The following is a 24,070-nucleotide window of genomic DNA, read 5'->3' as shown; positions in this document are numbered from 1 at the left end:
CGCGGTGTCGGCTGGCACCGCGCCTCCCGTCTGTCCGGGGGAGCGTCCACCACCGTCGGCGGGACCGTCCGGACGGACCGTCATCCGGCGCGGGCGCGCAGTGTCCGACTGCTAGGGTCGTTACGGCGACGTTACGGGGCGTATCGTCCACCACACGTGGGTCCGCAGGGCCGCACGACTCCGAAAAGCAGCGCCCCCGGGGCGCTCCACACCCACCAGGAGATCCATTGACCGTCAAGATCGGCATCAACGGCTTCGGCCGCATCGGCCGTAACTTCTTCCGGGCCGCCCTCGCCAAGGGCTCCGACCTCGAGATCGTGGCGGTGAACGACCTCACCGACAACGCGGCCCTCGCGAACCTGCTGAAGTTCGACTCCATCACGGGTCGTCTCGGCGTCTCCGTCGAGCTCGACGGCGACAGCATCGTCGTCGACGGCAAGCCGATCAAGGTCCTCGCGGAGCGCGACCCCGCGAACCTCCCGTGGGGCGAGCTGGGCGTCGACATCGTCATCGAGTCGACCGGCTTCTTCACCAAGGCAGCCGACGCGCAGAAGCACATCGATGCGGGCGCCAAGAAGGTCATCATCTCGGCCCCGGCGACCGGCGACGACGTCACCATCGTCCTCGGCGTGAACGAGGACCAGTACGACCCCGAGAACCACAACATCATCTCGAACGCGTCGTGCACCACGAACAGCCTCGCGCCGCTCGCCAAGGTCTTCCACGACAAGTTCGGCATCGAGCGTGGCCTCATGACGACGGTGCACGCGTACACCGCCGACCAGAACCTGCAGGACGGCCCGCACAAGGACCCGCGTCGTGCCCGCGCCGCCGCGCTCAACATCGTCCCGACCTCGACCGGTGCGGCGAAGGCCATCGGCCTCGTCATGCCCGAGCTCGCCGGCAAGCTCGACGGCTACGCCCTCCGCGTGCCGGTGCCGACCGGTTCGATCACCGACCTCACCCTCGAGACGTCGTCCGAGGTCACCGTCGACGAGATCAACGCCGCCTACAAGGAGGCCGCCGAGGGTCCGCTCAAGGGCATCCTGCTCTACAGCGAGGACCCGCTGGTGTCGACCGACATCACGACGGACCCGCACTCGTCGATCTACGACTCCGGTCTGACCAAGGTCATCGGCAAGCTCGTCAAGATCACCTCGTGGTACGACAACGAGTGGGGCTACTCGAACCGCCTCGTCGACCTGACCGAGTACGTGGGCGAGCGACTCTCGGCATGAGCCTCCGCACCCTCGAGGACCTCGGCGACCTCGCCGGCAAGCGCGTCGTCGTCCGGTGTGACCTGAACGTCCCGCTCAAGGACGGCACGATCACCGACGACGGCCGCGTGCGCGCGTCGCTGGGCACGCTCAACACGCTCGTCAACGCCGGTGCGCGGGTCATCGTGATCTCGCACCTCGGTCGTCCCGACGGCACGCCCGCGCAGGAGTACTCGCTCGCCCCCGTGGCGCAGCGGCTCTCGGAACTGCTCGGCAAGGAGGTCACCTTCGTCGGCGAGACCGTCGGCGACGAGGCGACCGCGGCCGCCGAGGCCCTCGGGGACGGCGACGTCCTGCTGCTCGAGAACCTCCGCTTCAACCCGGAGGAGACCTCGAAGGACGCGTCGGCGCGCACGGCGTTCGCCGAGCGGATCGCCGCCCTCGGTGACGCGTTCGTGTCGGACGGCTTCGGCGTCGTGCACCGCAAGCAGGCCTCCGTGTACGAGCTCGCGGCAGCGCTGCCCAGCGCGGCCGGCTCGCTCATCGAGTCCGAGCTGACGGTGCTCGAGCGGTTGACCAAGGACCCGCAGCGGCCGTACACGGTCGTGCTCGGCGGATCGAAGGTCAGCGACAAGCTCGGTGTCATCGAGCACCTGCTCCCGCAGGTCGACACGCTGTGCATCGGTGGCGGCATGCTCTTCACGTTCCTCGCGGCCCAGGGTCACGGGGTCGCGAAGTCGCTCCTCGAGCAGGACCAGCTCGACACCGTCCGGGCGTACCTCGCCAAGGCGGACGAGCTCGGCGTGACGATCGACCTGCCGACCGACGTCGTGGTGGCCTCCGGGTTCGCCGCGGACGCCGACCACGAGACCGTCGCCGCCGACGCGATCGAGTCCTCGTCGTTCGGCGCGGACGGCATCGGCCTCGACATCGGCCCGGAGACCGCGGCGCGCTTCGCGTCGGCGGTGTCCGGCTCGAGGACCGTGTTCTGGAACGGTCCGATGGGCGTGTTCGAGTTCCCGGCGTTCGCAGCAGGCACGAAGACCGTCGCGCAGGCGTTGACCGAGGTCGACGGCCTCGGTGTCGTCGGCGGTGGCGACTCCGCGGCGGCCGTCCGGTCGCTCGGGTTCTCGGACGACCGGTTCGGGCACATCTCGACCGGTGGTGGTGCGAGCCTCGAGTTCCTCGAGGGCAAGTCACTGCCCGGTCTCGAAGCACTGGGGTGGTCCCGATGACCCGCACGCCGTTCATCGCCGGTGACTCCGGGAAGGACGCAGCATGAACCGCCGTCCGTTCATCGCCGGTAACTGGAAGATGAACCTGGACCACCTCCAGGCCATCGCCACCGTGCAGAAGCTCGCGTGGACCCTGAAGGATGCCCGCCACGACCACGAGGACGTCGAGGTCGCGGTGTTCCCGCCCTTCACGGACCTCCGCAGCGTGCAGACGCTCATCTCGGCCGACAAGCTCGAGATCCGGTTCGGCGCCCAGGACCTGTCCCAGTACGACTCCGGTGCCCACACCGGTGACGTGTCCGGGGCGTTCCTCGCAGCGCTCGATGCGCAGTACGTCATCGTCGGACACTCCGAGCGGCGCACGCTGCACGGGGAGACCGACGAGGTCGTCGCCGCGAAGACCGCAGCGGCGGTCAAGCACGGCCTCGTGCCGGTGGTCTGTGTCGGTGAGACCGGCGAGGAGCGCGAGCAGCGCGGCGCCGGTGTCGTCCCGGTCGAACAGCTCAAGGTCGTCCTCGAGGCCGTGAAGCCGTCCGAGATCGTCGTCGCGTACGAACCGGTCTGGGCGATCGGTTCCGGTCAGGCCGCGACTGCGGAACAGGCCCAGGAGGACTGCGCCGCGCTGCGTCGCGGGATCGCCGAGGCCTGGGGCGACGACCTCGCCGCCAGCACGCGCGTGCTCTACGGCGGTTCGGTGAAGTCGGGCAACATCGCCGGCTTCCTGCGCGAGCCCGACATCGACGGCGCGCTCGTCGGTGGGGCCTCGCTCGACGTGCAGGAGTTCGCGGCGATCGCGCGCTTCCGGCAGCACGTCGGACTCTGATCCATCCTGCTCAGGCCGGCCACGTCCGCGTGGCCGGCCTGAGCCACGCCCGTGCCGGTGTCGGGGCTGCTCACGCGGCCCGCTACACTTGCAGGGCTGACTTCACACGAAAGGTACGTCGTGGCGATACTCTCCGTCGTGCTGCAGGTCCTGCTCGCGATCACGAGCCTCCTGCTCACGCTCCTCATCCTCCTGCACAAGGGCCGCGGTGGCGGTCTCTCCGACATGTTCGGCGGCGGCGTGACGAGCAACCTCGGGGCGTCCGGCGTCGCCGAGCGCAACCTCAACCGCATCACGGTGATCCTCGGTCTGGTCTGGATCGTCTCGATCATCGTGCTCGGTCTCATCAACAAGTTCACGGCAGGGAGCTGAGCCATGGCAACCGGAGGCAGTGCAATCCGAGGGTCCCGCGTCGGCGCGGGTCCGATGGGGGAGCAGGACCGCGGAGTCCAGGCCGAGCGCGTGGCCGTCTCGTACTGGGACGCCCTCGGCAACGAGGTCGTGCGGTACTTCTCGGCGACCCTGCCGGGCGACGAGATCCCGGAGACGGTGGACTCGCCGTCGACGGGTCTGCCGGCCGGCCGCGACAAGGAGAACCCTCCCGTCGTCGCGAAGACCGAGCCCTACAAGACGCACCTCGCGTACGTGAAGGAGCGCCGCACCGAGGAAGAGGCAGCGCAGCTCCTCGAGGACGCGCTGCAGCAGCTCCGGCAGCGTCGCGGTACCGCGAAGTAGCACCTGACTTCAGAAGGCCCCCGCACCGATCCGGTGCGGGGGCCTTCGTCGTCCGCCGGACGTGTCGTCGGTGCCCCTCGGTCCTCCGGTCCTGGCTGTTCCGGTCGCAGGACGTGCCGCGCGCGGTCGTTCGGGTCGCACGACATGCCGTCGGGGTCGGAGGTGAGTGGCAAGTCGTGCGACCGGAAGCGGGCCGGCGACGTCCGCACGGCAGTTGCGCGGGCCGGCACCGACGACGGACGGGAGGCGCGGTGCCAGCCGGCACCGCGCCTCCCGTCCGCCAGGGGGTCGCGTCTAGTAGGTCGACGCGATGAGGTTCTCGGGGACCTCGCGCGCGGCGTCCTGGTCCACGAAGAACACGGTGCGCTTGCGGCCCTGCACGCCGCCGACGGGGACCTCGTCCACCGCGGCACCGGCCAGGGCGAGGCCGAGCACCGACGCCTTCTCGGCGCCGGACAGGATGACCCACACGCGCTGCGAGGCGTTGATCACCGGGAAGGACAGCGTCAGGCGCTGCGCCGGCGGCTTGGGGGAGTCGTCGACCGTCAGCACGGCACGGTCGGTCACCGCGAGCTGCGGGAACTCGGGGAAGAGCGACGCCGTGTGGCCGTCGGGGCCGACCCCGAGCAGCGTGATGTCGAAGCGGGGCGCGACCGCGCCCTCGGGTGCTGCGTCCTGGAGCTCGCGCTCGTACTGTGCGGCGGCCTCGTCGATGGACAGCCCGGCGTCGGACGGTGCCATGGGGTGGATGTTCGCCTTCGGGACGTCCACGTGCTCGAAGAAGTCCGTCTGCGTGCCGGTGACGTTGCGGTCCGCATCGCCCTCGGCGACCCAGCGCTCGTCGACCCACCACACGTGCACCTTCGACCAGTCCACGCTCTCACGCGCAGGCGACTGCCCGATCGCCGCGAGGACCAGGGTCGACACCGAGCCGCCGCTGATCGCGATGTCCGCGCGCTCCTGCTCGTCCAGCACGTCGATGATCTTCGTGATGAAGCGAGCGGCGACCGACGCGCCGAGGGACTGCTTGTCCGGGTGCACCAGCACCCGTCGTTCGTTGGTCACGTGTCTCCCGTGTTCGTGGCGGCCGACCGGTGCGACCGCCTTCGGTCCGACCGGGGCGGGCGGCGGTCGTGTCGACCGCCGCCCGGACCCCGGCCGTGTGCGGTGCTCAGCCGGCGATGGACTCGCGCAGCTGGGGCACCCCGTGCTTGACGACGTCTCCGAAGAGGACGTCCGCGTCGAGTCTACGGAGTTCCTCTGCGAGGCAGTCGCGCAGGTTCCGTCGGGGCAGCGACAGGTCGTGCGTCGGCTGCCCGGGCATCGACAGGGTCGCGACGTCGACGAGCGAGCGCTCGAGGTCGATCGTGCCTGATGCACGCTCGAGCTTGACCCCGTGGATGCCGCTCGACCCGGTGGCCCGCGGCGAGGTGACGACGGACACCGGCACCTGCAGCTGCAGCTGGAGCCACGCGGCGAGCAGGATCGTGGACGGGCTGTCGCTCGCACCGGACACCTCGACGCCGGTGACGGGCTCGTACGGCGGCTGGTCGAGCGCCGCGGCGAGCTGGTTCCGCCAGAGCGTCAGGCGGGTCCACGCGAAGTCGGTGTCACCCGGCACGTAGGACTTCCCGAGCGCCTCGATCGCGCTGTTCGGGTCCTTCTGCGCGGCGGCATCGGTGATGCGACGCTGCGCGATCCGGCCCAGCGCGGACGCTGCCGGCTGCTCCGGAGCGGCCTGCGGCCACCATGCGACGACGGGGGCGTCGGACAGGAGGAGGCCGGTGACCAGGCTCTCCTCGTCCGTCGCGGTCTCGCCGTACGCACGGAGGACGATGACCTCGCTCGCGCCCGCATCGCTGCCGACGCGGATCTGGGCGTCGAGCCGACCGGGGGACTTCGTGTCGCCGTCGTTCTTCGACACGATGATCACCCGCATCGGGTGCTCGCGCGACGCCTGGTTCGCGGCCGAGATCGCCTCTTCCTCGTGCCCGAGGGCGGTCGAGATGATGAGTGTCAGCACGCGGCCGAGGGCGACGGCGCCACCCTCCTCGCGGATGTGGACGAGCTTCTTCTGGATCTTCGAGACCGTGGTGTTCGGCAGGTCGATCTTCATGGACGCCTCCAGGTCCGGCCGTCACGGGCGAGCAGGGCATCGGCGGACGCCGGACCCCACGTGCCGGGACGGTACTGCTCGGGCTGGCCCTGCGTGGCCCAGAACGCCTCGATCGGGTCGAGGATCTTCCACGACAGTTCCACCTCTTGGTGACGGGGGAACAGGGGCGGGTCGCCGAGGAGCACGTCGAGGATGAGTCGCTCGTACGCCTCCGGCGATGCCTCGGTGAACGCGTGTCCGTAGCCGAAGTCCATCGTCACGTCGCGCACCTGCGTGCCGACGCCCGGGACCTTCGAGCCGAAGCGGAGCGTGACGCCCTCGTCCGGCTGGACACGGATGACGAGCGCGTTCTGCCCGAGGGGTGCCTGCGTGTTGCCGTAGACGTCCTCGGGGACGCGCTTGAAGACGATCGCGATCTCGGTCACGCGACGACCGAGGCGCTTGCCTGCCCGCAGGTAGAACGGGACGCCCTGCCAGCGGCGGGTCGCGATGTCGAGCTTGATCGCCGCGTAGGTCTCGGTCGTGGACTCGGGGTCCATCCCCGCTTCCTCGAGGAAGCCCAGGACCTTCTCGCCGCCCTGCCAGCCACCGTCGTACTGGCCACGTGCCGTCGCCGTGGCGAGGTCCTCGGGCAGGCGCACGGCGGAGAGCACCTTCTCCTTCTCGGCGCGCAGGTCAGCGGCCTTGAACGAGACGGGTTCCTCCATCGCGGTGAGCGCGAGGAGCTGCAGCAGGTGGTTCTGGATGACGTCGCGGGCTGCGCCGATGCCGTCGTAGTACGCGGCCCGACCGGCGACGCCGATGTCCTCAGCCATCGTGATCTGCACGTGGTCGACGTAGTTCGAGTTCCAGATGGGTTCGTACATCTGGTTCGCGAACCGGAGCGTCAGCAGGTTCTGGACGGTCTCCTTGCCGAGGTAGTGGTCGATGCGGAACACGTCGTCGGGCGCGAAGACGCTCTCGACGATCGCGTTCAGCTCGCGCGCGGTGCGGAGGTCGGAGCCGAACGGCTTCTCGACGACCACGCGGCTCCAGGAGCCCTCGCGCTTCTCGGTCAGTCCGGAGACCTTGAGCTGCTCGGTCACCACCGGGAACATCTTCGGCGGGATGGAGAGGTAGAAGGCGTGGTTGCCGAGCGTGCCGCGCGCCGCGTCGAGCTCGTCGACGGTGCGCTTCAGCTCGAGGAAGGCCTCGGGGTCGTCGAACGAGCCCTGCACGAAGCGGATGCCCTGCTCGAGCTGCTTCCAGACGGCCTCGTCGAAGGGGGTGCGGGAGTGGTCCCGGACCGCGTCGTGCACGAGCTGGGAGAAGTCCTGGTCCTCCCAGTCGCGCCGGGCGAACCCGACGAGTGCGAAGCCCGGGGGCAGGAGCCCTCGGTTCGCCAGGTCGTAGACCGCGGGCATCAGCTTCTTGCGGGACAGGTCGCCCGTCACGCCGAAGATGATGAGGGTGCTGGGCCCCGCGATCCGGTTCAGACGTCGGTCGGTCGGCAACCGGAGCGGGTTGTGCTCCGGGGTGATCGCCACCGGTGACATGAGTGTGGACTCCTTGTGGGTCGAACGGAGACGGCGGAGCGCTGCGCTGCGGGGGCAGCGGCGACTCCGCCGTCGTGGTGGTCAGGTCCGGCCGGGAGGCGCGTCGCGGCTCCGGCGGTCGGGTCCTGACCGGGGGTGCCTGCGTCCGGGGGTCGGTGGTCCCGTCCTCCGGACGCAGGCTCCGGTCGTGCTTACTTGCTGTTCTCGAGCGCGGTCTTCACCGTGTCGACGAGCTCGCCCCAGGAGACGTTGAACTTGTCGACGCCCTCCTTCTCGAGCAGCGCGACGACGTCGTCGTAGTCGACACCGGCGGCAGCGATCTGGTCCATGACCTGCTGCGCGTCGTCGAACGAGCCGGCGATGGCGTCACCGTGGATCTCGCCGTGGTCGAACGTCGCGTCGAGCGTCTTGCCCGGCATGGTGTTGACCGTGTTCGGCGCGGCGAGCTCGGTCACGTAGAGCGTGTCGGGCAGCGACGGGTCCTTGACACCGGTCGAGGCCCACAGCGGGCGCTGCGTGTTGGCGCCGGACTCGAGCAGGCCGAGGGCACGCTCGGTGGCGAACTGCTCGGTCCAGACCTGGTACGCGAGCTGTGCGTTGGCGATGCCGGCCTTCGACTTGAGGGCCTTCGCCTCGTCGGTGCCCGCGGCGTCGAGGCGCTTGTCGATCTCGGAGTCGACACGCGACACGAAGAACGAGGCGACCGAGTGGATCTTCGAGAGGTCGTGGCCCGCGGCCTTGGCCTTCTCGAGGCCACCGAGGTAGGCGTCGATGACGGCGCGGTAGCGCTCGAGCGAGAAGATCAGGGTGACGTTGACCGAGATGCCGGCACCGATGACCTCGGTGATGGCCTCGAGGCCCTCGAGCGTCGCGGGGATCTTGATGAGGACGTTCTCGCGACCGACCTTCTCGAACAGGAACTTGGCCTGCTCGATGGTCTTCTGGGTGTCGTGGGCGAGGCCCGGCTCGACCTCGATCGAGACACGGCCGTCGAAGCCCTTGGTCTCGTCGTAGATCGGCTTGAAGACGTCGGACGCGTTCGCGACGTCCTGCGTGGTGATCTCGAAGATCGCCTCGGTGACGTCGGTGCCCTTCGCCGCGAGCTCCTTGACCTGCGAGTCGTAGCGCTCGCCCTTGGCGAGGGCCGACGCGAAGATCGTCGGGTTCGTGGTGACGCCGACGACGTTCTTCTGCTCGATGAGCTCGGTCAGCTTGCCGGTCTCGAGCAGCTCGCGCGACAGGTCGTCGAGCCAGATGCTGACGCCGACCTCGGAGAGGGCGGCGGTGGGGGTGTTCTCAGCCATGGTTTCTCTTCTTCTTTCGTCGACCGGCCCGGTGCGCGGAGGCGACCAGGGCCGTGTGTGTCGTGGTCTGTGGGCCGGGAGGCGCGGTGGCGGGACCGCCGCGTGCCTCCCGGCAGAGGGGCCGGACCCGGCGTACCGGATCCGGCCCCTCGTGGGTCAGGACGCTGCGATCGATTCCTTGGCGGCGGCGACGACGTGCTCGGTGGTGAAACCGAACTCGGCGAACAGGCGCTGGTAGTCGGCCGATGCACCGAAGTGCTCGATCGACACGCTGCGGCCCTTGTCGCCGACGATGTCGCGCCAGCTCATCGCGATGCCGGCCTCGACCGAGACGCGCGCGGTGACGGCCTTCGGCAGGACCTGCTCGCGGTAGGACTCCGACTGCTCGAAGAACCACTCGAGCGAGGGGGCGCTCACGACGCGGGCGTTGATGCCCTCGCCCTTGAGCTGCTCACGCGCGTCGACCGCGATCTGGACCTCGGAACCGGTCGCGATGAGGATCACGTCCGGGGTGCCGTTCGGCGCCTCGGCCAGGACGTACGCGCCCTTCGCGACGTTCTTCGCCGAGGCGAGCGTCTCGCCGGAGGCGTCGCCCTCGCCACGCTCGAAGACGGGGAGGTTCTGACGGCTCAGCGCGATGCCGGCCGGACGGTCCTTGTGCTTGAGCATCTCGAGCCACGCGTACGACACCTCGTTGGCGTCGGCCGGACGGACGACGTCGAGACCCGGGATCGCACGGAGCGCGGTGATCTGCTCGATCGGCTGGTGCGTCGGGCCGTCCTCGCCCAGGGCGATGGAGTCGTGGGTCCAGACGTAGATCGCCGGCGCCTTCATGAGCGCGGCGAGACGGACCGCCGGACGCATGTAGTCGCTGAAGATGAGGAACGTGCCGCCGAAGGGGCGGGTGTTCCCGTGCAGGACGATGCCGGACAGGATCGAGCCCATCGCGTGCTCGCGGATGCCGAAGTGCAGCACGCGGCCGTACGGGTCGGTGCTCCAGGTCTTCGTCGACGCCTCGGCCGGACCGAAGGACTTCGCGCCCTCGATCGTGGTCAGGTTCGACTCGGCGAGGTCCGCCGAACCGCCCCAGAACTCGGGCATGAGCGGCGCGATGGCGTTGATGACCTTGCCGGAGGCGGCGCGGGTCGAGACGGCCTTCTCGGTGGAGAAGACCGGCAGCGCCTCCTCGAGGCCCTCGGGGAGCTCGCCCGCGTTGATGCGGTCGAGCATGGCCTTCTTCTCCGGGTTGGCCGCAGCCCACGCGTCGAAGGTCTTCGTCCACTCGGCGTGCTCGGCCTGGCCCTTGGTGATCGCACCGCGGGTGTACTCGAGCACCTCCGGGTCGACGTGGAAGGTCTTGTCCGCGTCGAAGCCGAGGACCTCCTTGAGGCCCTTGAGCTCGTCGGCACCGAGCGCCGAACCGTGGATCTTGCCGGAGTTCTGCTTGGTCGGCGACGGCCAACCGATGATCGTCTTGAGGACGATGAGCGACGGCTTGGTCGTCTCGGCCTTGGCGGCCTCGACGGCGCGGTGGAGCTCCTCGACGTCCTCGGAGTACTCGCCGGTCTTCTTCCAGTCGACGTGCTGGACGTGCCAGCCGAGGGCCTCGTAGCGGGCCGCGACGTCCTCGGAGAACGCGATGTCGGTGTCGTCCTCGATCGAGATCTGGTTCGAGTCGTAGAAGACGACCAGGCGACCGAGCTGCTGACGGCCCGCGAGGCTCGCGGCCTCGTTGGTGACGCCCTCCTGCATGTCACCGTCACCGGCGATCACGTAGGTGAAGTGGTCGAAGGGCGACTCGCCGTCGGCGGTCTCCGGGTCGAACAGGCCGCGCTCGAAGCGCTGCGCGTAGCCGAAGCCGACCGCCGAGGCGAGGCCCTGGCCGAGCGGGCCGGTGGTGATCTCGACACCGTCGGTGTGGCCGTACTCCGGGTGACCCGGGGTCTTCGAGCCCCACTTGCGCAGGTGCTGCAGGTCCTCGAGCTCGAGGCCGTAGCCGTGCAGGTAGAACTGCACGTACTGCAGGATCGAGGCGTGACCGGCGGAGAGGATGAAGCGGTCGCGGCCGATCCAGGTGGAGTCGCTGGGGTCGCGACGCATCACCTTCTGGAAGAGCAGGTGGGCGACCGGCGCGAGGCTCATCGCGGTGCCGGGGTGACCGTTGCCGGCGGCCTCGACCGCGTCGGCGGCGAGGACGCGTGCCGTGTCGACGGCCTTCCGGTCGATGGCGTCCCAGGTGAATTCAGCCACTTGGATGTTGACCCTTCGTTGTTGCGACATGTGCGAGGGCTCGTGCCATCGCACGGACATGATCGCCGTCCCGGGGCCGTGTGTCGTGTCGCCGTCGAGCGGCGGCCGACCGGCTCTTCGCGGCCGACGTCTTCGGGGCACACGATGCGGGAGGGCGTGTCCAGCATAGTGACCACGCACTCAGAAGGTGTCCAGGTGACGACGGTGCCGTGTCGGGCAGCCGGCCCGGTCGGCGAGGCGGGGCATCCTCGCGGCGCCTCGATGGCCTAAACTGGTGTCGACTCGTGTGCATTCCGGGTCGACGCACGCCCCGACGGTGACGGAGCCGCCCACCGAGCGTGCGAGCTGACGCGAACGGACTGAGGTTCCCCTGTTGACTGCCACCGCGACCCGGCCCGACACCGATCGACCCCGCTCGACGCTGTCCCGCAAGGTCCGCGCGTACGTCTCGCTGACGAAGCCCCGGGTCATGGAGCTGCTCCTCGTCACGACCGCTCCGACGATGTTCCTGGCGGAGCGCGGGGTCCCGGACCTCTGGCTCGTGTTCTGGACGATGCTCGGCGGCGCGATGTCGGCAGGGTCGGCCTCGGCCTTCAACTGCTACATCGACCGCGACATCGACCGGCTGATGAAGCGCACCAGCCAGCGCCCCCTGGTCACCGGTGAGCTCTCCGACAAGGAGGCACTGGTGTTCTCGTGGACGCTCGCCGTCCTGTCGACCGCCGTCCTCGGCTTCCTGGTGAACTGGCTGGCCGCCGCGCTCAGCGTCGTCGCGATCCTGATCTACGTCTGCGTCTACACGCTCTGGCTCAAGCGCCGCACCCCGCAGAACATCGTCTGGGGCGGATCCGCCGGGTGCATGCCGGTGCTCATCGGCTGGGCCGGTGTCACCGGGTCGCTGACCTGGGCGCCGATCATCCTCTTCATGGTGATCTTCCTCTGGACGCCGCCGCACTACTGGCCGCTGTCGATGAAGTACCGCGACGACTACGACGCCGCCGACGTGCCGATGCTCGCGGTCGTGCGCGGGCGCACGGTCGTCGGGCTGCAGGTCGTGCTCTACGCCTGGGCGACGCTCGTCTGCTCGCTGCTGCTCATCCCGGTCGCGCACATGGGGCCGCTGTACACGGTCGTCGCCCTGGCCGGCGGCATCTGGTTCGTCGTCGAGTCGCACCGGCTGTACTCGCGGGCGATCCAGCACGTGGAGCAGGTCCAGCCGATGCGGGTGTTCCACAGCTCGATCACCTACCTGACGCTGCTGTTCATCGCGGTGGGCATCGACCCGCTGCTGCCGCAGGTCTTCACCTTCACGATCTAGCCAGGGTTCGTCGCCCGCGCACGGAGCGCCGCCGGTCTGCCGGCGGCGCTCCGTGCGTCGGGGCGCAGCGCGGGTGGTCCCGGGTCGGGCGGTCCCGGGTCGGGCGTTCGCGGGTCGGGTGGGCGCGGCTCGGACGGGCGCGTGGGGTGCGTGCCCGCGTCGACCCGGGTGGCGCGGGCCGACGCGACAGATCCGCTGTCGTACGACGACGGGGATGTCGCGGCTGTCCGCCGGCGACGCGGGCTGCACGGGGCGCGTGCGCCCAGCGACGATGCCGCTGTCGTAGGACGACGGGGACGTCGCAGCAGACGCTCGACCGCGACCTGGCGTCGGACGGGAGGCGCGGGGCGGGCGGTGCTGCGCCTCCCGTCCGCATCGTGGCTGGCCTGGTGCCGAGGCGCGGGACGGCGGCGTCCGCACCGTGGCCGGTCCGGTGCCGAGGTGCGGGACGGCGGCGTCCGCACGAGACAGTCGCGCCTGCGCGAGACGGTGCCGGATCCGGAGGCGTCCCGCGTGGTCGGAGGCGTCCTGCGCCGACGCCGGCGTCCTGTGCGTGGTCACGGGACCGGAGCCGTGCGGACGACGACGTCCCACGCGTCGGCGCTCGGGACGGAGGCGACGCGTGGGACGTCGGAGGGTGGCGGACGACCGCGTCAGGCGGTGATGCGCTCCCGCGCGGCCTGGCGACCGGCGCTGCCGCGCGTGCTGAGCACGACGACGGTGACCGCACCGACGAGGAGTCCGGCGAGCACCATGTGGGTCCCCACCAGGCCGACCGGCAGGCCCGTGCGCGCCTGGGTCAGGCCGACGGCGATCTGCACGAACTCGACGACGAGCAGGACGAGGGCCCAGCGGCTCGACAGCCGGAGGACGACCGCGCCGACGACGAGCGCCAGCGTCAGCGCGAACAGCGCGTAGGCCGGGATCGCGTGCAGGTGCTCCATCAGCTGCGGGTCGAACCCGGTGCGGTGCAGACGGCCCCCGTCGACCGCCTCGCTCGCACCCGCGTGCGGCCCGGAGCCCGTGGTCAGGATGCCGACCAGGACGGTGGCGACCACCGCGACGACGGTGCCGCGGACCAGGCCGGTGTACCAGCCCGGGACGAGCCGCACCGCGGTGCGCGGACCGTTCATCGAGCGGTACACGAGCGTCGCCGTCACCGCGACGAGCGTCGTCGACACCACGAAGTGCAGCCCGACGACGAACGGGTTGAGGTTCGTGAGGACGCTGAGGCCGCCGATCACCGCCTGCACCGGGATCGCGATGCCCTGGGCGAAGGCGAGCCAGAAGAGCTCGGGGCGCGTGCGGCGCATGCGGACGACGGCGAGGAACATCGCGACCGCGACCACCACCAGCACGAAGGTGAGCAGACGGTTCCCGAACTCGATCACGCCGTGGATCCCCATCTCCGGGGTCGACACGAGCGACTCGGCGGTGCACTTCGGCCACGTCGGGCAGCCGAGGCCGGACGCTGTCAGGCGGACGAGGCCGCCGGTGCCGATCAGCACCACCTCGACGACGAAGGACGCCCAGGCGAGCCAGATCACGCGGGGGTCGACGGCGCGGGGGAGGGACCACCACCGCGGCGTGCGGGTGCCGGGGCGGACGCCCTGCTCGACGGTGGGTCCGACGCGAGTCACGAGGGTGGTGCCTTCCTGTTGTTCCGTGCGGTGAACCTGTAGGATTCGAGGGTTCAGCAGCAGTCAAGTCTAGGCAGGCGCCGGCTCCGAATGGGCCGTGATCGCCGATCGGTCGGACGACTGCGTGGGACCATCGACGTTGCGAGGCAGCAACGCCGTGGGACTCCTGTCGGAGGTCCGCGGTGGAATGGCGTCCGGACGTCACGGGTTGTCCCGACAGACGCTGCCGCGAGAAGGAAACGAGGAGACCATGTCCGACGTGCTCATCGACCGTCCAGAACTCGAAGGGCTCGGCCAGTACGAGTTCGGCTGGTCCGACTCCGACACGGCCGGCGCGTCCGCGCGCCGTGGTCTGTCGGACGAGGTGGTCAGCGACATCTCCGCCCGGAAGAACGAGCCCGAGTGGATGCACAAGCTCCGCCTCAAGGCGCTGACGCTGTTCGACCGCAAGCCCATGCCGTCGTGGGGTGCCGACCTGTCGGACATCGACTTCGACAACATCAAGTACTTCGTGAAGTCCACCGAGAAGCAGGCCCAGACCTGGGAAGAGCTGCCGGAGGACATCCGCAACACCTACGAGCGCCTCGGCATCCCCGAGGCGGAGCGCCAGCGCCTCGTCGCCGGTGTCGCCGCCCAGTACGAGTCCGAGGTCGTCTACCACCAGATCCGCGAGGACCTGGAGCAGCAGGGCGTCATCTTCATGGACACCGACACGGCGCTCCGCGAGCACCCGGAGTTCTTCGAGGAGTACTTCGGCTCGGTGATCCCGGCCGGCGACAACAAGTTCGCCGCGCTGAACACCGCCGTGTGGTCCGGTGGCTCGTTCGTCTACGTCCCGAAGGGCGTGCACGTCGAGATCCCGCTGCAGGCCTACTTCCGGATCAACACCGAGAACATGGGCCAGTTCGAGCGGACGCTGATCATCGCGGACGAGGACTCCTACGTCCACTACATCGAGGGCTGCACGGCGCCGATCTACAAGTCGGACTCGCTGCACTCCGCCGTGGTCGAGATCATCGTGAAGAAGAACGCCCGCGTGCGCTACACGACGATCCAGAACTGGTCGAGCAACGTCTACAACCTCGTCACCAAGCGCGCGATCGCGCACGAGGGCGCGACGATGGAGTGGATCGACGGCAACATCGGGTCGAAGGTCACGATGAAGTACCCGTCGATCTACCTCGCCGGTGAGCACGCCAAGGGCGAGACCCTGTCCGTCGCGTTCGCCGGTCCGGGCCAGCACCAGGACGCCGGCGCGAAGATGATCCACATGGCGCCGTACACGACGTCGTCGATCGTCTCGAAGTCGATCGCCCGTGGCGGCGGCCGCGCCGGCTACCGCGGTGAGGTCCGCGTCGACCCGGCCGCGCACCACGCCGCGAACACGGTCCGCTGTGACGCGCTGCTCGTCGACACGGTGAGCCGCAGCGACACGTACCCGGCGATCGACATCCGCGTCGACGACGTCCAGCTCGGCCACGAGGCCACGGTCTCCCGCGTGAGCGAGGAGCAGTTGTTCTACCTCATGTCGCGCGGCATGCCGGAGGACGAGGCCATGGCCATGATCGTCCGCGGGTTCATCGAGCCCATCGCCCGCGAGCTCCCGATGGAGTACGCGCTCGAACTCAACAAGCTCATCGAGATGAGCATGGAAGGATCCGTCGGCTAGATGTCGAACACCAGCACCAACCCGACACCCACCGACGGGGCCACCCCCGCACCGCGCATCGACCAGCCGGTCGAGCCCTCGGCCGTCGCACAGGGCCAGCAGGCTCCGTCCGCACGCAGCACGCAGGGCACCGACCAGCACGGTGCCCGCGCGCACTCCGACGGCGGCTGGGACGCGAAGGTCCCGGTCCAGACCCGGTCCGAGCGGCCGCAGTCCGGTGACCTCGACGCGTTCCCGCCGGTGACCGGCCGCGAGGTCAACTGGAAGTTCGCGCCGCTCGCGAAGCTCCAGCCGTTGCTCGAGGGTGGCCTCGACGGCTCCGCCTACCCGTTCCTGGCGCGCCAGACCGAGGGGGCCGACGTCGAGTGGGGTCGCAGCGACGACCCGGTCGTCGGCACCGCCGGCCTGCCCGAGGACCGCGCGGCCGCGGCGGCCTGGACCGCCCGCGACGCGGTGCTGAAGGTCACCGTCAAGGCGACCGAGGCGCACGAGTCGATCTCGATCACCCGCTCGGACTTCGGCACGCAGGCCCGCGCGGCGCACACGGTCATCACGGCCGAGCAGCACGCCCAGGGCATCGTCGTCATCGACAACCGCGGCTCGGCGCTCCTCAGCGAGAACGTCGAGATCGTCGTCCGTGACGGCGCACGGCTCACGGTGGTCAGCCTGCAGGACTGGGACGACGACGCGGTGCACGTGTCGACGCAGTTCGCCGAGGTCGGTCGCGACGCCTTCCTCAAGCACGTCGTGGTCTCGCTCGGCGGCGACGTCGTCCGCGTGAACCCCTCGACGCACCTCGGGGCGCAGGGTGCGGACACCGAGATGTACGGCGTGTACTTCGCCGACGCCGGCCAGTACATCGAGCAGCAGGTGTACGTGAACCACGACGCCCCGAACACCCGTGGCCGCGTCAACTACAAGGGCGCGCTGCAGGGGGAGGGTGCGCACACGGTCTGGATCGGCGACGTGCTGATCGGGCGCGCCGGTGACGGCACCGACTCGTACGAGCAGAACCGCAACCTGGTGCTCACCGACGGCACGCGCGCGGACAGCATCCCGAACCTCGAGATCGAGACGGGCAACATCGAGGGGGCCGGGCACGCCAGTGCGACCGGTCGCTTCGACGACGAGCAGCTCTTCTACCTGCAGGCCCGTGGCATCCCCGAGGAGGAAGCACGTCGCCTCGTCGTGCTCGGCTTCCTGGTCGAGGTCATCCAGAAGATCGGCGCGCCCGAGCTCGAGGAGCGCCTGATCGCCGCGGTCGAGCAGGAGCTCGCCGACGGCCGGACCGTGGTCGCCGCTGCGGAGCCCGAGGCCGAGCAGGCGGACGCCTGATGGCCGAGAAGGTCTGCGCCGAGTCGGAGATCGCCGTCGACAGCCCGATGCGCGTCGTCGTGGACGGCACCGCCGTGGCGATCGTGAAGGACTCGGCCGGGGCCGTGCACGCGATCGGCGACACCTGCACGCACGGGGACATCTCCCTGGCCGAGGGCTTCGTCGAGGGCGACACGCTCGAGTGCTGGGCCCACGGGTCGCGCTTCTCGCTGGCCACCGGCAAGCCGCAGAACTTCCCGGCGTACGAGCCGGTGCCGGTCTTCCGGGTCGAGGTCCGTGACGGCGACGTCTACGTCGACGTGCACGACCCGGTCCCCGTCGACTGAGCGACACCACCACTCTTCCCGCGCGGCTGACGCCGCACAGCAGCTGTAACCGAAGGAACGCAATGTCCACTCTCGAAATCCGCGACCTGCAGGTCTCGATCGACACCGACCAGGGCACCAAGGAGATCCTGAAGGGCGTCGACCTCACCATCAACGAGGGCGAGATCCACGCGATCATGGGGCCGAACGGCTCCGGCAAGTCCACCCTGGCCTACACGATCGCCGGTCACCCGCGCTACAACGTCACCGGCGGCTCGATCACGCTCGACGGCGAGGACGTCCTCGCGATGAGCGTCGACGAGCGCGCCCGCGCCGGCATGTTCCTCGCGATGCAGTACCCGGTCGAGATCCCCGGCGTCACGGTGTCGAACTTCCTCCGTACCGCGAAGACCGCGATCGACGGCGAGGCCCCCGCACTCCGCGGCTGGGTCAAGGACCTGCGCCAGTCGATGGCCGACCTCAAGATGGACTCGTCGTTCGCCGAGCGCAACGTCAACGAGGGCTTCTCCGGCGGCGAGAAGAAGCGCCACGAGATCATGCAGCTCGAGCTCCTCAAGCCGAAGTTCGCCGTGCTCGACGAGACCGACTCCGGCCTCGACGTCGACGCGCTGAAGATCGTGTCCGAGGGCGTCAACCGCGCGAAGGCAGCGACCGGCCTCGGCGTCCTGCTGATCACGCACTACACGCGCATCCTCCGCTACATCAAGCCGGACTTCGTCCACGTGTTCGTCGCGGGCAAGGTCGCCGAGCAGGGTGGTCCGGAGCTGGCCGAGCGCCTCGAGAACGAGGGCTACGACCGCTACGTGCAGGCCGCAGCGGCGGGCAACTGATGATCACCGCACTCTCCCCGGAGAAGTTCGACGAGGTCGTCGAGGGCCTCAAGGAGGTCCAGGACCCGGAGCTCGGCGTCAACATCGTCGACCTCGGCCTCATCTACGACCTCGCGATGGACGACGAGGCGAACGCCCTCGTGATCAGCATGACGCTGACGAGCGCGGGCTGCCCGCTGACCGACGTCATCGAGGGCGACACCGCCAACGCGCTCGACGGCATCGTCGACGCGTTCCGCATCAACTGGGTGTGGATGCCGCCGTGGGGTCCGGAGCGGATCACCGACGACGGACGCGAGATGATGCGCGCGCTCGGTTTCTCGATCTAGCCGCCACGACACACGGACGGGAGGCGCGGTGCCAGCTGGCACCGCGCCTCCCGCCCGTCGTCGGTGCGGTGCGCCCGCCACGCCGAGTGCGCACGATCCGTCACGTTCGACCGGTCCCCGCGACGCCCGTCGCCCGCCCGGCGTTCGTTGCGCGGCGTGTCGTGCTCGCTCGCGGAGGGAGACAGCAGCCCGGGTCGGAACAGCGTCGGGCCCCGCACCAGCAGGTGCGGGGCCCGTCGTCGTGCGGGTGCGTCAGCGGCGGCCGACCAGCTTCCACGCCAGGGGCAGGACACCGGCGGCGATGAGGGCCTTGGCGACTCCACCGACGATGAACGGGTAGAGGCCGGCGGCGAGCACCGACTGGGTGTCGTTCGGCGCGCCGAGCTGACCGAGCACCACCGCGAGCCAGGGCAGGCCCGTGACGAAGGGGACGGCGGTCGCCAGGAGCATCGCGACCGTGGCACGCCCGACCTTCCGGTCCCAGTTCCGGCGGGCGAGCCAGCCGACCAGGCCGGCGGCCGGCACGAAGCCGATGACGTAGCCGAAGCTCGGCGAGGCCAGGGCTGCGAGACCACCGGAGAACTCGGCGAAGAACGGTGCACCCGCGAGGCCCGCGACGGCGTAGACGAGCAGCGACAGCATGCCGCGTCGGGCGCCGAGCGTGGCGCCGACGAGCACGACGGCCAGGGTCTGCCCGGTGATCGGGACCGGCCACATCGGCACCTGGAGCTGTGCCATCGCGGCGGTGAACAGCGCACCGCCGGCGACCAGGGCGGCGTCGGTGGCGAGCCCCGAGGTGCGAAGACGGTCGGCGAGGACTGCGCGGCGAGCGAACCCGGTGGCGTTCGTCATGGATTCTCCTAGAATGGACTGCTGGTCCCGTTCGAGGACCATCGGTCCCGTCAGCGTAGCGGTGCACCTCCCGCACACGTCGTTGTGCACATCACCAACTGATTGGACGTCCTCCTGTGCTTGCCGTGCACGACCTCGAGATCCGCGTAGGCGCTCGCCTCCTCATGGAGCACGTGTCCTTCCGCGTCGAGAAGGGTGACAAGATCGGGCTCGTCGGGCGCAACGGCGCCGGCAAGACCACGATGACGAAGGCCCTCGCCGGCGAGTCGCAGCCGACCGACGGCAAGATCGAGCGCTCGGGGGAGATCGGCTACCTGCCGCAGGACCCGCGCTCGGGCAACCCCGAGGACACCGCGCGCAAGCGCATCCTCGACGCCCGTGGTCTCGGCGAGCTCGTCGAGGGCATCCGCCAGGCGACGCTCGACATGGCGAGCGACGACGCCGACGTGGCCGAGAAGGCGATGCGCCGGTACAGCCGGCTCGACGACCAGTTCAACGCGCTCGGCGGGTACGCTGCCGAGGCCGAAGCGGCGTCGATCGCATCGAACCTCAAGCTGCCGGACCGCATCCTCGACCAGCAGCTGAAGACCCTGTCGGGTGGTCAGCGCCGGCGCATCGAACTCGCCCGCATCCTGTTCTCGGACGCCGAGACGATGATCCTCGACGAGCCGACGAACCACCTCGACGCCGACTCCGTGGTGTGGCTCCGCGAGCACCTGAAGACCTACCCCGGCGGCGTCATCATCATCTCCCACGACGTGGAGCTGGTGGACGAGGTCGTCAACCGCGTCTTCTACCTCGACGCGAACCGTCAGACCATCGACGTCTACAACATGGGGTGGAAGCTCTACCAGCGGCAGCGCGTGGCCGACGAGGAGCGCCGCCGCAAGGAGCGCGCCGGCGCCGAGAAGAAGGCTGCGACCCTGAAGGACCAGGCCGCCCGCTTCGGCGCGAAGGCATCGAAGGCTGCCGCTGCGCACCAGATGGTCGCGCGCGCGGACAAGCTGCTCGCCGGACTGGAGGACGAGCGCGTCGCCGACCGCGTCGCGAAGATCCGCTTCCCCACGCCGGCACCGTGCGGTCGCACTCCGCTGATGGCCGAGGGGCTGTCGAAGTCGTACGGCTCGCTCGAGATCTTCGCCGGGGTGGACCTGGCGATCGACCGAGGGTCGCGCGTGGTCATCCTCGGGTTCAACGGTGCGGGCAAGACGACGCTGCTCCGGATCCTGGCGGGTGCGGACCGACCGGACACGGGCGAGATCCTGCCCGGGCACGGCCTGCGGATCGGGTACTACGCGCAGGAGCACGAGAACATCGACGTGAACCGCACGGTGATCGAGAACATGGTGTCGGCGTCGACGGACCTCAACGAGACCGAGGCCCGTCGTGTGCTCGGTTCGTTCCTGTTCACGGGTGACGACGGCTACAAGAAGGCCGGCGTCCTGTCCGGTGGTGAGAAGACCCGGCTGTCGCTCGCGATGATCGTCGTGTCGGGGGCGAACGTGCTGCTGCTCGACGAGCCCACGAACAACCTCGACCCGGCGTCGCGCGAGGAGATCCTCAACGCGCTGGCCGGCTTCGAGGGCGCCGTGGTGCTCGTGTCCCACGACGCCGGTGCGGTCGACGCGCTCAACCCCGAGCGGGTGCTGCTGCTGCCGGACGGTACCGAGGACCACTGGAACAAGGACTACGCGGAGCTCATCGAGCTGGCGTAGCGACCCCCTGACGGACGGGCGCGCACCGCTCGACGGCAACGCGGAGCGTTGCGCGGGGCGCGCCGACCGAGCCTGCGAGGGAGGACGGTGCCGGCCGGCACCGCGCCTCCCGTCCGTCCCGGGGTCGCGATCCGTCAGCGGTGCGCGCCGAGCAGCTCGTCCTCGACCTCGTCGTCGGACCTCGGCTTGGCGTCCTTCCGCCGCTGCCGTTCGAGGGCGCGCTCGCGCTCCTCGGGGTCGTCCTGGTTGAGGTTCCGGTACTCCTGCAACATCACGTAGGCCAGGAAGCCGAAGCCTCCGGCGGCGAAGAGGAACCACTGGATGAAGTAGCTGAGGTGCAGACCGGTGTCCGCGGACGGACGGTCCCACCCGAGGGGCCGGGCCTCCGCAGGAGCGGGGGATTCGGAGGCGAGCTGGCCGTACGCGCCCGTCCAGATCGGTGCGTCCACCTTGCCAGCGACGTCGGCGAGCGTCACCGACTGCACCTGGTCGGTGTGCGACGGGTCGGTGCGGCCGGGGATGCGCGGCTCGCTCTGCTGCAGGCGCGCGATCACCGTCACCTGCCCGCTCGGCGGAGCGGGGACGCTGTCCGGCGCGTCCTGCCGGTTGCCGGTCGGGACCCATCCGCGGTCGACGACGAACGCGCGACCGTCGGCGGTGACGAGCGGCGTGAGGACCTCGAACCCGGGCTGGCCGTTGTGCACGCGGTTGCGGACGAGGAGCTGGTCGTCGACGTCGTACCGACCGGTGACCTCGACCCGGAGCCACTGCTGGTCGTCGGTCCACGACGAGGCCCGGGGGAGCGCCTGGTCGAGCGGCACGGGCGTGTGGTCGTAGTTCTGCGCGATCTGCTCGTTCTGCCGGACGGCCTCGTTGCGCCGGTCCCACTGCCACATCCCGAAGAGCGTGCAGATGATCGCGAAGGCCACGGCGATCGCGAAGTACCCGAGCCAGCGGCGGCTCCGGACGAACCGCCAGCCGACCGTCGGGCCGTCGGTGGTGTCCGCGTGGACGGACCCGGGAGCGGCGTCGCGCTGGAGCTTCGCGGCGTGCTTCCGGCCGTAGCGGGCGCTGGGGTCGAACTCGTCCGTCATCGTCCGGTGCCGCTGGAGCGCACCCCGACGTCGTTCTTCGGGGCGTCCTCCCGCGCACGGACGTCGTCGAGGCTGTCGACGTCCTCGTGCATCCCGGTCACCCGGACCGGGAACGAGCGGGAGCGCAGGTAGTCGGCGAGGAAGTCGCAGTGCTCCTCGCAGGCCGCCCAGATCTTCACGCGGTCGACGGCGTGGATGCGCGGGTTCCGCCAGTTGATCCGCCACTCGGCCGTGTTCGTGCAGCCGGCCCGGGAGCAGACCGGTGTCGCGCCGGGCTCCGTGAAGAGGTCGAACGTCGCCCCCATCAGCGGCGCGTCCGGGACTTCGCGGACCACACACGGGAGCGGTCGCCGTTCCGCTGCCACTCCTCCTGCGCGTGCTGGGCCTGCTCGCGGAGGCGTTCCTGCTCGGCACGGTAGGCCTCGGCCCGGGCGTCCTCCTGCTGCTCGCGGAGGCGGGGGTCGACGGCGTCGTAGAGCTCGATGGCCCCGGCCGGGGCGACGATGTCGCTCTCGGCGTGGTTGCCGGCGTTGGCGAGGATGACCGCGACCCACGGGATGACCGCGGCGAGGACGATCGGGATGACCGCGAGCCAGGTGTGCCAGGTCGTCCACACGAGGACGGCGCCGATGAAGCACACCACGCGCACGGCCATCTGCCAGACGTACTTGGACAGGCGGTGCGCCCGGTCCAGCTCGGGGGAGTCCGGCAGGGACGTGATGCTCTGCGTGGACCCGGAGTGGGTGTGCGTCGCGTGGAACCGGCGCTGCGTCGACTTCATACGGTGTTCTTCCATTCGCCAGGGTCAAGCCTAAGCCCGGACCACCGACAGTTGCCCCGCCGCGCGGGGGACAGCTGCGGGGAACGGCTCCGGTACGCTCGTCCGGGCGTGTCCAGCGGCCCACGGCTCGGCCGTCAGGTCGGCGGACACCGCGTCACCACCACTCGAACGGAGCGATCATGACCACCCCCCGTACCGTCCTCATCACCGGCGGCAACCGCGGCATCGGGCACGCCCTCGCAGCGCGTTTCGTCGCCGCCGGGCACCGGGTCGCCGTGACCTCCCGCAGCGGCCAGGGCGGACCCGAGGGGGCGCTCACCGTCGCCGCGGACATCACCGACTCCGCCTCGGTCGACGCGGCCTTCACGCAGGTCGAGGCCGAGCTCGGGCCGATCGAGGTCCTCGTCGCCAACGCGGGCATCACGAACGACCAGCTCCTGCTCCGCATGTCCGAGGAGGACTTCACGAGCGTCGTCGACACGAACCTGACCGGCACGTTCCGGGTCGTCAAGCGCGCGACCAAGGGGATGATGAAGGCAAAGTTCGGCCGCATCGTGCTCATGTCGAGCGTCGTGGGCGCCTACGGCCAGGTCGGTCAGGTCAACTACGCCTCGTCCAAGGCTGCCCTGGTCGGCATGGCGCGCTCGATCACGCGCGAGCTCGGGTCGCGCGGCATCACGGCCAACGTCGTCGCGCCGGGGTTCATCCAGACCGACATGACCGCAGCCCTGCCCGAGGAGCTGCAGGCCGAGTTCAAGAAGCAGATCCCGGCGGCGCGCTACGGCACGGTCGACGACGTCGCCGACGCCACGCTCTTCCTGGCGAGCGACGGTGCCGGGTACGTCTCGGGTGCGGTGATCCCGGTCGACGGCGGTCTCGGGATGGGTCACTAGCCCCGGACACCGACCGGCGGCCCGCTCGGACCGTCCTCGAGGCTCGGCTGGGCGGACACGTTCGCGACGTGGA

General features: G+C 70.0%; 23 protein-coding genes. 13 read left to right on the top strand and 10 right to left on the bottom strand.

What is annotated here, in order from left to right; translation table 11 throughout:
- Positions 1–227: 227 nt before the first annotated feature.
- The 5 genes from gap to Q9R28_RS02985 all read left to right on the top strand — a co-directional run bounded on the left by gap (position 228) and on the right by Q9R28_RS02985 (position 4,010).
- A complete protein-coding gene (gene gap, locus Q9R28_RS03005; RefSeq protein ID WP_058749583.1) occupies positions 228–1,238 on the top strand; it encodes a type I glyceraldehyde-3-phosphate dehydrogenase in 1,011 nt (336 codons plus the stop codon).
- Positions 1,235–2,452, top strand: a complete 1,218-nt coding sequence (locus Q9R28_RS03000) for a phosphoglycerate kinase (RefSeq protein WP_311205441.1) — start codon at positions 1,235–1,237, stop codon at positions 2,450–2,452. Before gap ends, Q9R28_RS03000 begins: the two co-directional genes overlap by 4 nt.
- Before the next feature lie 43 nt (positions 2,453–2,495).
- Entirely contained in the window at positions 2,496–3,275 is a 780-nt protein-coding gene (tpiA, locus tag Q9R28_RS02995; RefSeq protein WP_311205440.1) for a triose-phosphate isomerase, read from the top strand.
- A gap of 120 nt (positions 3,276–3,395) precedes the next feature.
- Complete coding sequence (gene secG / locus Q9R28_RS02990; protein ID WP_058727797.1) at positions 3,396–3,647, top strand: preprotein translocase subunit SecG; 252 nt, start codon at positions 3,396–3,398, stop codon at positions 3,645–3,647.
- A gap of 3 nt (positions 3,648–3,650) precedes the next feature.
- The gene (locus tag Q9R28_RS02985; protein ID WP_311205439.1) at positions 3,651–4,010 is read left to right on the top strand and encodes an RNA polymerase-binding protein RbpA; all 360 of its coding nucleotides are present in this window, start codon (positions 3,651–3,653) and stop codon (positions 4,008–4,010) included.
- A 294-nt stretch (positions 4,011–4,304) separates the two neighbouring features.
- On the opposite strand, the gene pgl is transcribed toward Q9R28_RS02985, so the two are convergent.
- The 5 genes from pgl to tkt form a co-directional block, all read right to left on the bottom strand.
- Positions 4,305–5,075, bottom strand: a complete 771-nt coding sequence (gene pgl, locus Q9R28_RS02980) for a 6-phosphogluconolactonase (RefSeq protein WP_311205438.1) — start codon at positions 5,073–5,075, stop codon at positions 4,305–4,307.
- 106 nt (positions 5,076–5,181) lie between these two features.
- On the bottom strand, positions 5,182–6,126 hold the full coding sequence (locus Q9R28_RS02975) for a glucose-6-phosphate dehydrogenase assembly protein OpcA (protein ID WP_066654421.1): 945 nt from the start codon (positions 6,124–6,126) through the stop codon (positions 5,182–5,184).
- Positions 6,123–7,661: a glucose-6-phosphate dehydrogenase gene (gene zwf / locus Q9R28_RS02970; RefSeq protein WP_311205437.1), complete on the bottom strand. Its 1,539-nt coding sequence runs from the start codon at positions 7,659–7,661 to the stop codon at positions 6,123–6,125. The genes Q9R28_RS02975 and zwf overlap by 4 nt, the downstream gene beginning before the upstream one ends.
- Positions 7,662–7,852: 191 nt before the next feature.
- Positions 7,853–8,965 (bottom strand): transaldolase, encoded by a 1,113-nt coding sequence (gene tal / locus Q9R28_RS02965; RefSeq protein ID WP_066654417.1) that lies wholly within the window; start codon positions 8,963–8,965, stop codon positions 7,853–7,855.
- A 156-nt stretch (positions 8,966–9,121) separates the two neighbouring features.
- A complete protein-coding gene (gene tkt, locus Q9R28_RS02960) occupies positions 9,122–11,215 on the bottom strand; it encodes a transketolase (RefSeq protein WP_209682499.1) in 2,094 nt (697 codons plus the stop codon).
- A 373-nt stretch (positions 11,216–11,588) separates the two neighbouring features.
- Here tkt and Q9R28_RS02955 point away from each other — a divergent pair, with 373 nt between their 5' ends.
- Positions 11,589–12,533 (top strand): heme o synthase, encoded by a 945-nt coding sequence (locus tag Q9R28_RS02955; RefSeq protein ID WP_066654411.1) that lies wholly within the window; start codon positions 11,589–11,591, stop codon positions 12,531–12,533.
- A 653-nt stretch (positions 12,534–13,186) separates the two neighbouring features.
- Here Q9R28_RS02955 and Q9R28_RS02950 read toward each other — a convergent pair.
- On the bottom strand, positions 13,187–14,173 hold the full coding sequence (locus tag Q9R28_RS02950) for a COX15/CtaA family protein (protein ID WP_311205436.1): 987 nt from the start codon (positions 14,171–14,173) through the stop codon (positions 13,187–13,189).
- A gap of 250 nt (positions 14,174–14,423) precedes the next feature.
- Here Q9R28_RS02950 and sufB point away from each other — a divergent pair, with 250 nt between their 5' ends.
- The 5 genes from sufB to Q9R28_RS02925 all read left to right on the top strand — a co-directional run bounded on the left by sufB (position 14,424) and on the right by Q9R28_RS02925 (position 18,662).
- Positions 14,424–15,842: a Fe-S cluster assembly protein SufB gene (gene sufB / locus Q9R28_RS02945; RefSeq protein ID WP_066654410.1), complete on the top strand. Its 1,419-nt coding sequence runs from the start codon at positions 14,424–14,426 to the stop codon at positions 15,840–15,842.
- Positions 15,843–17,177, top strand: coding sequence for a Fe-S cluster assembly protein SufD (gene sufD, locus Q9R28_RS02940; protein ID WP_311205435.1), 1,335 nt, complete (start codon positions 15,843–15,845; stop codon positions 17,175–17,177).
- Positions 17,177–17,503 (top strand): non-heme iron oxygenase ferredoxin subunit, encoded by a 327-nt coding sequence (locus Q9R28_RS02935; protein ID WP_081984870.1) that lies wholly within the window; start codon positions 17,177–17,179, stop codon positions 17,501–17,503. Before sufD ends, Q9R28_RS02935 begins: the two co-directional genes overlap by 1 nt.
- Positions 17,504–17,565: 62 nt before the next feature.
- A complete protein-coding gene (gene sufC / locus Q9R28_RS02930) occupies positions 17,566–18,333 on the top strand; it encodes a Fe-S cluster assembly ATPase SufC (protein WP_066654406.1) in 768 nt (255 codons plus the stop codon).
- Positions 18,333–18,662, top strand: a complete 330-nt coding sequence (locus tag Q9R28_RS02925) for a metal-sulfur cluster assembly factor (protein ID WP_022902786.1) — start codon at positions 18,333–18,335, stop codon at positions 18,660–18,662. Before sufC ends, Q9R28_RS02925 begins: the two co-directional genes overlap by 1 nt.
- 252 nt (positions 18,663–18,914) lie before the next feature.
- On the opposite strand, the gene Q9R28_RS02920 is transcribed toward Q9R28_RS02925, so the two are convergent.
- Positions 18,915–19,556 (bottom strand): biotin transporter BioY, encoded by a 642-nt coding sequence (locus Q9R28_RS02920; RefSeq protein WP_307810341.1) that lies wholly within the window; start codon positions 19,554–19,556, stop codon positions 18,915–18,917.
- Positions 19,557–19,630: 74 nt separating this feature from the next.
- Between Q9R28_RS02920 and Q9R28_RS02915 the strand changes: the two genes are divergently transcribed.
- Complete coding sequence (locus Q9R28_RS02915) at positions 19,631–21,229, top strand: ABC-F family ATP-binding cassette domain-containing protein (RefSeq protein ID WP_066654400.1); 1,599 nt, start codon at positions 19,631–19,633, stop codon at positions 21,227–21,229.
- Between the two features lie 134 nt (positions 21,230–21,363).
- On the opposite strand, the gene Q9R28_RS02910 is transcribed toward Q9R28_RS02915, so the two are convergent.
- Genes Q9R28_RS02910 through Q9R28_RS02900 form a run of 3 tightly spaced genes read right to left on the bottom strand, consistent with a single transcriptional unit; the run spans position 21,364 to position 23,119 of the window.
- Positions 21,364–22,323 carry an SURF1 family protein gene (locus Q9R28_RS02910; protein ID WP_311205434.1) on the bottom strand — a complete coding sequence of 320 codons (960 nt, stop codon included), beginning with the start codon at positions 22,321–22,323 and terminating at the stop codon, positions 21,364–21,366.
- Complete coding sequence (locus Q9R28_RS02905) at positions 22,320–22,628, bottom strand: hypothetical protein (protein WP_081985298.1); 309 nt, start codon at positions 22,626–22,628, stop codon at positions 22,320–22,322. Before Q9R28_RS02905 ends, Q9R28_RS02910 begins: the two co-directional genes overlap by 4 nt.
- Positions 22,628–23,119 carry a DUF3099 domain-containing protein gene (locus Q9R28_RS02900; protein ID WP_271825684.1) on the bottom strand — a complete coding sequence of 164 codons (492 nt, stop codon included), beginning with the start codon at positions 23,117–23,119 and terminating at the stop codon, positions 22,628–22,630. Before Q9R28_RS02900 ends, Q9R28_RS02905 begins: the two co-directional genes overlap by 1 nt.
- A 164-nt stretch (positions 23,120–23,283) precedes the next feature.
- Between Q9R28_RS02900 and fabG the strand changes: the two genes are divergently transcribed.
- A complete protein-coding gene (gene fabG, locus Q9R28_RS02895; RefSeq protein WP_066654398.1) occupies positions 23,284–23,997 on the top strand; it encodes a 3-oxoacyl-ACP reductase FabG in 714 nt (237 codons plus the stop codon).
- Positions 23,998–24,070: the final 73 nt, after the last annotated feature.

This window comes from Curtobacterium sp. BRD11 (assembly GCF_031844345.1).
GTDB lineage: Bacteria > Actinomycetota > Actinomycetes > Actinomycetales > Microbacteriaceae > Curtobacterium.
The sequence above is the reverse complement of the archived record's forward strand: the minus strand, read 5'-3'. Positions and strand labels throughout refer to the sequence as shown.